This window comes from Mycobacterium sp., from assembly GCF_035506235.1.
Classification (GTDB): Bacteria; Actinomycetota; Actinomycetes; order Mycobacteriales; family Mycobacteriaceae; genus Mycobacterium.
On record NZ_DATJPU010000210.1, the window covers coordinates 1 to 10,920 of the forward strand.

Below are 10,920 nucleotides of genomic sequence, written 5' to 3' on the forward strand. Positions count from 1 at the left end.
GGCCGTCGACCTACAACGACGTGATCACCGTGCCGCCCCGGCACCGCGAACACCAAACCCCGGCATGACCAGCCAACAAGCTGCTCACGGTCAGTGCCGGATCTCTACCCTTTGGTGCTCAACCTGAGTGCCCCCCAACACGGCCGACGGATTTACAGTCCGTGAGACGGGGTGTCTTACGGTGTCGCCAAGTTCGCGTGACGCCTCTGTTCAGCGGTAATGGTTCCAGCGCGTGCCATTCCATACCCGGGTGTCGCGCACTGGTTGTGACAAGCCGGTGACAAGAACGGGGCCGGTTGGACCCGGCTTCTGGGACTGCGCCACTCCAGTGCGGACAACCGCGAAGAGTTGGTTTTTGTGGGGGGATTTCGCATACATCAGGCTGGGCTGGGCGGGGAATGTCAGACTTGTTTGGCACGCTGTGGTGTGGGCCCGGGTGAAGGGGTTCGGGTGTCGCGAATCTTTATGAGCCACTCCAGCGTCGACTGGCGCGAGGCGGTGGCGCTCAAGCATTGGCTAGGTGAGCAGCGCCCGGAGCTGGCCGACGAGATTTTTCTGGATATCGATCCGCGAACGGGGTTGCGGCTGGGTGAGCACTGGGACGCTCAGCTGCTAACCAGCAATTCCCGCTGTCGGTATCTGATCTGTTTGTTGTCGGCAAAGTGGTTGGCGTCAACCGAGTGCACGGTCGAGTACCGCACCGCCGAGGGGTTCGGCAAACGAATCCTGGTGGCGCGCCTGGAAGACACCGGCGATGGCGACATCACCGCGCGCTGGCACCGCTGTGATCTATTCGCCGCGGGCGCCCGCACCGAGATCGCGGTGCCCGGTGGCCCGCCGGTGCGGTTCAACACCGCGGCGCTGGATCAGCTCAACAAGGCTATCGAGGGGGTGGGGCCGGAGCTGCCGTGGCTTGATGTGACGGCCCCGGGTGCGGTGGTGGTGGGCGAGATTCCGCGCCAGCCGCAGGCGTTTGTGGAGCGCGTGACGGTGCAGCGGCTCGCGGACGCGCTCGAGGGAGCCGGGGTGGCGGTGGTGTGCGCGTTGACTGGGTTGCGGGGGGTGGGCAAGACCCAGGTCGCCGCGGCCTACGCCCGGGCCCGGGTGGCCGCCGGTGATGGGTTGGTGGCCTGGGTGAACGCCGAATCTCGTGACGGCCTTTTGAGCGGGTTGGCGCGCATCGCGCAGCGGGTGGGGGTGGCCGACCCCGACGGTGATTCGCTGAAGTCCGCGCAGCGGCTGCGCGAGCATCTGGAGGCCCGTCGCGATGCGGCGCTCGTGGTGTTCGACAACGCGGTCGATCCCGACACCCTGCTGGAGTTCCTGCCCGCAGCCGGAAGCACGCGGGTGGTGATCACTAGCACCGATCGCGCGTTTAGCGAATTCGGGCAAGGGGTGGATGTTGCGGCGTTTAGCCGCCCGGAGTCGGTGGCCTATCTGCGGCAGCGCACCGACGTTGACGACGAGGCCGGCGCCGCGACCGTTGCCGCGCAGCTGGGTGATTTTCCGGTGGCATTGGCCCAAGCGGCGGCAACCATCCGCGGTCAGCGGCTCACCTACCAGCGCTACCTGCAGCGGCTGGCCCGGGTCCCGGTGGCCGAGGTGCTCGGCCGAGTCGCCGGACAAGGCTATCCGCACGCCACCGCGGCGGCGCTGCTGCTGTCGATCCAAACCACCGAGAGCGAGGATCCCTCGGGGATCACCGGGCTACTGCTGCGGGTGGTGGCGGTGCTGTCCCCGGCGGGGGTTCGTCGCGACTTGCTCGACGCGGTCAACCACGCGGACATGGACGAGTCGGCTGAGGGGGCGGTCGATGCGGCACTGGAGGGCGGCGTTCGCGGATCGCTGCTGTCGTGGTCAGTCGGCGGGGACTCGGTGATCATGCACCGGCTGGTCGCCCGGGTACTGCGCGAACGCGACCAGGCCGCCGGTAGGTGGACTCCCACGTTGGCCCACACATTGGACATGCTGGAGCCGCACCTGTTCGACGAGTTGCGGGCCTGGGCCCAGCGTGACCTCGGATCCGAACTGGTCTCCCACATCGAGGCGCTGTGGGAGGTGACGAGCGTTGCGCCGCCCGATGATCCGGACATCATGGCCCGAGAGCTGCGCGCCCGGACGTGGGGAGTGCAACAACTCGCGGCCGCAGCGGACCTCACACGGGCCATCGACCTCGGGCTGCATGTCGCTGCCGACTGCGAAAGGGTGCTGGGCGCCGACCACCCCGACACCCTGACCTCGCGCCACAACCTCGCCTACGCCTACGCCTCGGCGGGGCGCCTCGACGAGGCGATCCCGCTGCTGGAGCGCACCCTCACCGACCGCGAGCGCATCCTGGGCGCCGATCACAGCGACACCCTGGCTTCGCGCCACAGCCTCGCCGGCGCCTACCGGTCGGCGGGGCGCCTCGATGAAGCCATCCCGCTGCTGGAGCGCACCGTCGCCGACTGCGAGCGCATCCTGGGCGCCGATCACCCCGACACCCTGGAGTTGCGCAGCAGCCTCGCCTACGCCTACCAGTCGGCGCGGCGCCTCGCTGAGGCGATCCCGCTGCTGGAGCGCACCCTCACCGACCGCGAGCGCATCCTGGGCGCCGACCACCCCCACACCCTGGCCTCGCGCCACAACCTCGCCTACGTCTACCAGGAGGCGGGGCGCCTCGACGAGGCGATCGCGCTGCTGGAGCGCACCGTTGCCGACGGCGAGCGGGTGCTGGGCGCCGATCACCCCGACACCCTGCAGTTGCGCAAGAACCTCGCCTACGCCTACCAGGAGGCGGGGCGCCTCGACGAGGCGATCGCGCTGCTGGAGCGCACCGTCACCGACCGCCAGCGCATCCTGGGCGCCGATCACCCCCACACCCTGGATGCGCGCCACGGTCTCGCCAACGCCTACGCCTGGGCGGGGCGCCTCGATGAAGCCATCCCCCTGTTCGAGGCCGCCGTCGCCGACTGCGAGCGGGTGCTGGGCGCCGATCACCCCGACACCCTGGCCTCGCGCGGCAGCCTCGCCTACGCCTACCAGTCGGCGGGGCGCCTCGACGAGGCGATCGCGCTCCACGAGCGCACCCTCACCGACCGCGAGCGCATCCTGGACGCCGATCACCCCGACACCCTGACCTCGCGCCACAACCTCGCCGACGCCTACGCCTCGGCGGGGCGCCTCGACGAGGCGATCCAGCTCAATGAGCGCACACTCACCGACCGCGAGCGCATCCTGGGCGCCGATCACCCCGAAACCCTGGCCACGCGCCACAACCTCGCCAACGCCTACCAGTCGGCGGGGCGCCTCGACGAGGCGATCGCGCTCCATGAGCGCACCCTCACCGATTGCCAGCGGGTGCTGGGCGCCGATCACCCCGACACCCTGATCTCGCGGCACAACCTCGCCGACGCCTACGCCTGGGCGGGGCGCCTCGACGAGGCGATCGCGCTCCATGAGCGCACCCTCACCGACCGCGAGCGCATCCTGGGCGCCGATCACCCCCACACCCTGATCTCGCGCGGCAGCCTCGCCGACGCCTACCAGTCGGCGGGGCGCCTCGACGAGGCGATCGCGCTATACGAGCGCACCCTCACGGACCGCGAGCGCATCCTGGGCGCCGATCACCCCGACACCCTGACCTCGCGCCACAACCTCGCCGACGCCTACCGGTCGGCGGGGCGCCTCGACGAGGCCATCCCGCTCCACGAGCGCACCCTCGCCGACCGGGAGCGGGTGCTGGGCGCCGACCACCCCGACACCCTGGCCTCGCGCAATAGGACTCGCGAATGCCGAGCTCATCGCCGGTAGGTCTCTCTACCAAGGTTTGGTGTTTTAGATAAGGGTTGCAGGCGACGGCTCCCGGTTGGTCAGACTTGGCACACGCTGACCGATAAAGGTGGTGAGGGGCTACGGGTTTCGGCCGCCGGAAGGCGGTTGTGAACGCACTTGTCATAAGGAATGCGCACCCTGCGACCTCTGGGTTATGAGCTACGAGCCGAGGCTTTTCTAGTGTCCGTAAAGTCTCAAATCCGCAGGTCAGTAACGGTGAAGTGGCCCACGTGGTGCGCCAGGTTGCACTGATTTCGGGCGGTTTCGCGGAGTTTTGTTCCCAAATCTGTTCCCAATGTTGCGGTCCCCGCCGCTCGGAGGCCGGTTGATCCGGGACGTCGAACTTCCTGACCCACGTCGAGGCGAAAGTGCAGAACCCGCTTGACCCCCAGGAAGTAGCAGCAAGGCATCTCCGCAGGTCGCGGCCGGTTTGCGGGCTTGCGGTGATCGCGCAGACGTGCGCAGGTGCGCAGGTCGTTCTCTCGGGCGCATACCGTGTGGTCCCCGACTGGTCCCCCGACAGAACCGCCCGACTCGCACGATCGCAAAGCAGCCCGCCCTACCACCTCTGCATCGTCGGCGGCGGCTGGCCGGATTCGCGGTCGCGGTCTCTGGAGCAACGGAAGCGCTGCAGACCGTCGTCATCGAACGCGAGGGCCGGCGGACAGGCCGGTCAGTGCGCAGCCATCGAGAATTGCCAAGGCTTCCCCACCTTTACTGTTCAGTGGGAACCGTCATCGGTGGCGACTGGCAACGTGGGGCAGGCCTTGATGTAGTGGATATGAGGTGAGACCCACTCGTCCCATTGCTTGTGGCTTATGTTGGTGGTGAGCTTGTGGCACAGATCCTCTGGGGTTGCCACCGCCGGCCAGGACAACACGGTGCCGTCGTGGCTCGCAGAAAAGATGCGCTGCCCATCGGCGCTGAAGCCCACACCGACGACGGTGTCGGTGTGGGCGGCGGGCACCCCCTCGCCGATCGGTTTGCCGGTGTCGGCGTTCCACAGCCGCAGGCTACCGTCGCCGTCGCCGGAGACCAGCTGGCGACCGTCCGGGCTGAAGGCCACGCTGGTCACCGCGTCGTGATGGCCGGTGAGCGCTTTGACAATGGCCTTACCATGGTCGATATTCCAAAGTCCGATGGTGTTATCAATGCCGGCCGCTGCGAGGCGCCGACCGTCTGGACTGAACACTAAGGAGGCAGCTGCGACCGGATGTCCGGTGAGCGGCTCACCCATGGGATCGCCTGTGCGTGCGTTCAAGAACCACACATCCCCGTTCGAAATCGATGCGGCGATCCGGCTACCGTCCGGGCTGAAGTCGAGCGCGTAAACCCTGTAGTTTTCAGGTGGAGACCATTTCTCGATCAGATGGAGACCATCCGTGTCGGTGGCCCACAGCCGTATCTTGCCGTCTCCGCCGCTGGTGGCCACACGCTGACCGTCGGGGCTGAATGCGAAGTCATTGAGCTCCCCCTTCCCGTGTCCGCTGTTGATTGCTGCACCGATCGGGTCGCCGGTGTCGGCATTCCAGAGGCGAAGGGTATCGTCGTCTTCTCCGCCGGTAATGAGGCGACGCCCGTCGGGGCTGAACAGCACCCCGATGTTGCCCTTCTGATCGATCTGCATGGGTGGGCTGATCGGTTTTCCCGATGTAGCGCTCCACACCTGCGCCGTGCGCTGAAAGTCGACTGTTGCGATACGATCCCGGTGGCGGCTGAAATCGACGTTATCGAAACCGTGTTCCGCGGCGATCAGTGGGCGTTGCAGGTCGGCGTTCCACAACCGAATCGTGCGATCCTGGGCGCCGCTGGCTATGCGGTGACCGTCGGGGCTGAACGCCACAGCAAGGACCGCTTCCTGATGGCCAGTCAGCGATCGGCCGATCCGTTGCCTGCTGGCCGCATCCCAAAGCCTGACCGTTCCGTCGGCACCACCGGTGACGATGCGATGCCCACCCGGACTGAACGCCACACTGTATAGACCCAAATGGTCACCTCGAACCGGGTCGCCGATGGGTTCGCCGGTTTCGGCATTCCAGATTTGAAAAGATCCCCCGGCGCCGCTGGCGGCAACCAGCTGGTGCCCGTCGGGACTGAACGCGACGCTGGTTACCCCTCCCCCATGGCCGGGCTCGGGGACGATCCAGAGCGGTGGAACGATCCGTTGACCTGTGTCGGCGTCCAGGATTCGGACCGAGTCGTCGCCGCAGCCCACCGCGATGCGGCGCCCGTCGGGACTAAACGCTACCGCTTCGACTCCTGCGCCCGGCTCCGTGCGGAATCGTCGGAGTTTTAGGGGTGGGCCACTGGGTTGGCCGGTGTCGGCGTTCCAGATCTGCACCGTGTAATCAAATCCACCCGAGACGAGGCGGTGACCGTCGCGGCTATAGTCGATGCTGGAAATGCCGCCTTCGTTGCCCCTTTGTTTCCCGATGCGCTCGCCCGTGCGCGCGTCCCAGAACACGACATAGCCGGTTTCGGAAGTGCCGGCTGCGATGCGATCACCGGCGAGGCTGAACGCCACGCTCGACAGGCTCTTCTCGCCGCTGGCGAGCGTGTGGCTCGCGCCTGTGTCAGCATCCCAGATGCTCACATCACCGCTGTCTTGGCTGGCCGAGGCGATGCGCCGACCATCGGGACTAAACGCCAGCCTGTTGATCCGTGTGGGTGTTTCAATGATCTTGATCGTGCTCTGCCTCTTGACGACGGCGCTGTAGAGTAGGCCGCCATCGGGCGGGTTAAGAGATCTGGCGACGAGCAGTTCCTCGAAGGCGCGGACATCACCGCCGGCAAGCGTGCCCGCCAGCATACCCTGTGCGTCGGCATTGAGCTTGACACTGGTGGCCTCGTAAAACCGTTGCTTCGCTATATGGCCATTGATGGCCGCCCACACCAACGCCACAACGGCCACCACCGCGATCACGAGCGCGACGACGACGGCGATCCGCAGTGTGCGCGTGCGTTTGCGCAGCACCGCCTCACGGGCCTGCGCTTCCTCCTTAGCTGCGGCTTCCACGGCAGCCAGTTTCCTGGCAGCTTGGAGCTCGGTTTGCTGACGCTGCTTTTCGGCTTCGAGCTGGGCCTCGCGTTGCGCGGCGGCTTGCCGTTCCTGCTCCGCGCGTGCCGCCAGCGCCGCTTTCTCCTCTTCGGCGCGCCGCTGGTCGCGGTGTTCGCGGACGACTCCGGTGAGCACGTCGTGGGTCAGTTCGATCCGTTGCGCGCCGTAGCGTTCCTCGAGTCGTAGCAGCCGCATGCGAATCAGCCTGTTGAGTTCGTCATCGGTCAGATGCGATGGCACCGCGTCCTCGCGGGCGTAGCTGTTGCGAAACCCTTTCTCGGTGATCAGCTCCGACTCAATGAACTCCGCAACGCGCGACGGCAGATCACCCACACATGACAAATAGTAGTTCGACAAAATGTCACTCTTGGCGTGCTCGATTAGCTGCTCGTCGAAATGCGACTGCCCACGCCGCTTCCGCTCCTCATTGAGTTCGCGGCAAAATAGGCTCAGCAGCGCAGGCTCGACTTCGGCGGCGTCAATCTCATCACCAGGCCGGGCGCCATCTGGCAAGGCGGTATCGCTGCCCCGGTGGAGGTCCCTGCCGGCGATAATGCCCACCACCCGGCGCGCCAACGCACCTGTCATCATGTGCGCAGCTGGTTTCTGCACCGCATCGAAAGCTTCGCCTGCCTGCAAGCGAAGCAGCCGCAGCCGGGATTGTCCCAGCGCGGGAATAAGCTGGCGCCAGCCTTCAAGCTCGGGAAGAAAGTCTTCCCGCAGGCTTATTAGGAGCTTGTACTTGCGCGACCGCAACTGAAGTCGTGCAGCTACAGTCGCGTGGCCGTCGATCCGCGCGCCCAGATCGGCGGGAATGCGGTTCTCGGCCAGGTCACCAAGGTCATCCCTGAACGCCCGGACGAGATCGGAAACCCGCTCACCGAGGGTAAAGAGCTCTTCGAACTGGTCGAGCACAATCACCGGCGTAAGTTGATAGTTCTGCGCACTCCATAACTCAAAGTCGCTGCGATGCAAGTATTCCCAAAGAGGTTCGTCATCCAACGGCAGCATCGCATCGGGCACGTCGGCCCGAATCGCTTTCTGGACAGACTCATGGAGCTGGCGAGTGAGTGGCGGCGCACCCGGCTTAATGTCGAAGCGCACGTAGACCGGCAGAAAGTTGCGCTCGCGCAGCAATGGAAACAGGCCCGCTCGCAGCAGCGACGTCTTGCCGAGGCCCGACCGCCCGTACAGGACCGTGACCGAGGCGTCAAGCACATGATTCAGCAACGATTCTGCTTCATGGTCGCGTCCGTGGAAAAACGCACGCGCGTTTTCCTCAAACGCCTCAAGACCCGGCCACGGGTTGTCGGCGTCGAGCTGTGTGGTCGCCGTTGCGTCGATCACGCCGCCACCTCGCGCCGCATAGCACGGATTTCGGCGGTCAACATCGCCAGCAGTTCCGCATTCGGGTCACCAGCTGGCGCGTGGCCAAACTGTAAGCGCCTGAAGACATCTGGAATCTGCCGATACCGACTTGGGTCGCCCGCGTAGTCTTCGTCGACGATTACGGGCACGATGAAGCGGCGACGCGGAATGGAGCGCGACCGATCTACCGCCTCGGCCCACTCTCGGAACACGTAGCCTTCCTCCTCCCGCTCGGTGTTGGCCGAGATGACTGGGACGAACAAACGGACAGTTTTGCGGATGGCGGTCAAGATGTCCTGCTCCCAGATATCGCCCGGGCAGAGCCGTCCCTCGTCCAGCCACACATCCCCGCCCAGCCCGCAGATCGCCTCGGACAGCCGCCGGGCAGCGTCGACATCCTCACGCAGGTAGCTGATGAAGATCGTCGGCGCGTCTGGAGGGGGAGGAGGAGGACTAATGGTGTCCGCTGGTGTGCGTGGCCTCGTGGTGGATTGTTCCTCCCACCGCTTACGCAACTCTGCGACAAATGCGGCCGGCTCCATCTGCAGCTGCTGGACCTGCGTCTTGCGACAGTATGTTGCGAAGAAGTTCGAAAGGGATGGTTCGGCGGAAGTGGAGGAACCGACGAAGAAGAACTGCTTGGACTCAAGCGACAGCCGAGTGTTGCTCTCCAAACGCAGCAAGAACCGCCCGAGCCAGTCGGGAATCTGGCAGCCGACAAACAACATCGGCTGATGTTTTAGCGGGAAAGCGAGCCACTCGGGCAGGCTCGCCGCGCCGCTGAGCAATGCGTGGAGCCACTCAAGCTGGTCCTCCTCGTGGATCGCATACTCGGGGGTGGAAGCGGCTTGACCGAACAGACTCAGAACCACACTCTCGGTTGGCGCAGCCGGTTGCGCATTTCGCTCATGTACAACAGTGGACTGATACGGGGAAAACGCTATTTCACGCGTCGCCGACCTACCATGGAATCGGATCTTGTTGAGCGCCTGCGCAAGTAGGTGGTCGGGCGTCGTAGTCACGAACAGGTGCAAGTCAGCGATGGCGGCGAGGTTACAGAGCGCATCGCCAGGCGTCGGATCGAGCTTCACGATGATGTCGTTGATCCGGGAATACAACCGCTCGAGCTCATCTCGACCGCGTTCTCGCAGGAATGCCGCCACCGCTTCACCCATGGTGGTGACCCCCGGTGACACGGACAGGCGATACTTATCAGCAAGGTGTTGGCCGATGAGCGTCGTAAGCGTCTGTTCGCCGCCGCCGACATTGATCGTCGTCAAGTCAGGCCCCACGACCGGTATCAGCACCTGCTGCCGGATATGCCCGAGCAGATCGTCCCAAAAATCCTCGTCGTTCACACCCATATGCTCGCTCCTCCCGGCCTGTCGGAAGCGATTGGTGATGCCGCGGGCAGAGCAGCCGCGATCGCGGCGACGATCTTGATTAGCTTGCTCATAGCTAACCGTATGGTTGCTGGCCGGGTCGTGTAAGTTACCTACGCCCCGATATTGGGTGACCTAAGTCCCCGAACACCTCGGCTTTCAGTTTGCTGATTCAGCTTGAGCCCTGTTTCTGTGAGCCTGTTGGGCGCACTGCTGGCAATAGCGCTGGTATCGACGGCCGTCGCACACGTCCAAGGCCGCACGCAGCAAACGCCGTGATGGCCAGCAAACCCCGGGGCGGTTCGCAAAGTCTTCGAGCGTACGGGTGGTGGCGCCGCGCAGCGGTTAAAATCTCTCTCTGTGTACGGGTACGCCGAAAATCACCGATTTCCTGGTCACTCCAGCGAAATCCGCAGGTCAGAATCGCGTACACTTTCGCGTACAGCCTGCGTACACTGCAGAAGAATGTTGGTTGACGCTTAAAAGCGTTGTAGCACTGGAGATTTCGTGAATAACAGCGAAGATCCCACCGCCCGCCGGCGCTAGGACCGCAAAGCGATGAACCCTTTTGCTCGACGCTATTTTTGTGCGCCAAAAACCACCAAGGTCGAAGGCTGTTCCGATCTTGATATCAGTAAAGACCGGCATGGCCGGTGGCCGCCGCGAGGGCGTGAGAATGGTGGCTGGTGGGCTCGGGTGAGCTCGGATTTTCTTGGTGCTGGGAGTCCGGAGTAAAGACTGAGTCTGGGATCGCGTTCGGCACCGCGAATTGTTTGCTTTGAGCACGTCTGACAGCGTCGTTTACACGGGTGATCCCACCGGGCTCCACCGCCGGGTAAGGGTTCGGTGGACGGAGGCTGGGTATGGATGTGGTGGTCAGCAGGTTTGCCGGTATTGATATTGGCAAGGCTGAAGTTGTTGCGTGACTGCGTGTTCCGGGGTCGCGCGGTAAGCGGGTAGCGCAGGTGCGGACGTTCTCGGCGGTGGCCGGGGATATCAACCGGCTGGCGGATTGGCTGGCCGAACACCAGGTGAGTCACGTGGTGATGGAGGCGACCGGCCAGTACGGAAACCCGTCTGGGATGTGCTGGATGAGCGCGGGTTTGAACTGATGCTGGTCAATGCTCGGCATGTGAAGATGGTGCCCGGCCGCAAGAACGACTTGTTGACCGAACTACCGCGGGGACTTCGGGACGGGTGCGTGCCGGGAGGGGTTCGGCTGGCTAGTTTTGCTGCTCGTGATCGGCGATGGAGAACAGCCGCGGGATTTGGCGGTGCTGGTGGTGCCGGGTCGGGGTG

At 64.8% G+C, this 10,920-nt stretch carries 4 protein-coding genes; 2 read left to right on the plus strand and 2 right to left on the minus strand.

What is annotated here, in order from left to right:
- The first annotated feature begins 450 nt into the window (after nucleotides 1-450).
- Complete coding sequence (fxsT, locus tag VMD50_RS19200; protein ID WP_325429659.1) at nucleotides 451-3,792, plus strand: FxSxx-COOH system tetratricopeptide repeat protein; 3,342 nt, start codon at nucleotides 451-453, stop codon at nucleotides 3,790-3,792.
- Between the two features lie 742 nt (nucleotides 3,793-4,534).
- Here fxsT and VMD50_RS19205 read toward each other — a convergent pair.
- Nucleotides 4,535-8,218: an nSTAND1 domain-containing NTPase gene (locus VMD50_RS19205; protein ID WP_325429661.1), complete on the minus strand. Its 3,684-nt coding sequence runs from the start codon at nucleotides 8,216-8,218 to the stop codon at nucleotides 4,535-4,537.
- Nucleotides 8,215-9,603 (minus strand): toll/interleukin-1 receptor domain-containing protein, encoded by a 1,389-nt coding sequence (locus VMD50_RS19210; RefSeq protein ID WP_325429663.1) that lies wholly within the window; start codon nucleotides 9,601-9,603, stop codon nucleotides 8,215-8,217. Before VMD50_RS19210 ends, VMD50_RS19205 begins: the two co-directional genes overlap by 4 nt.
- A gap of 983 nt (nucleotides 9,604-10,586) precedes the next feature.
- Here VMD50_RS19210 and VMD50_RS19215 point away from each other — a divergent pair.
- Entirely contained in the window at nucleotides 10,587-10,733 is a 147-nt protein-coding gene (locus tag VMD50_RS19215) for a hypothetical protein (RefSeq protein WP_325429665.1), read from the plus strand.
- Nucleotides 10,734-10,920: the final 187 nt, after the last annotated feature.

Excerpts from the sequence above, each read along its gene's own strand:
- VMD50_RS19210 (WP_325429663.1), bottom strand. The coding sequence starts at position 9,603 with ATGGGTGTGAACGACGAGGATTTTTGGGACGATCTGCTCGGGCATATC.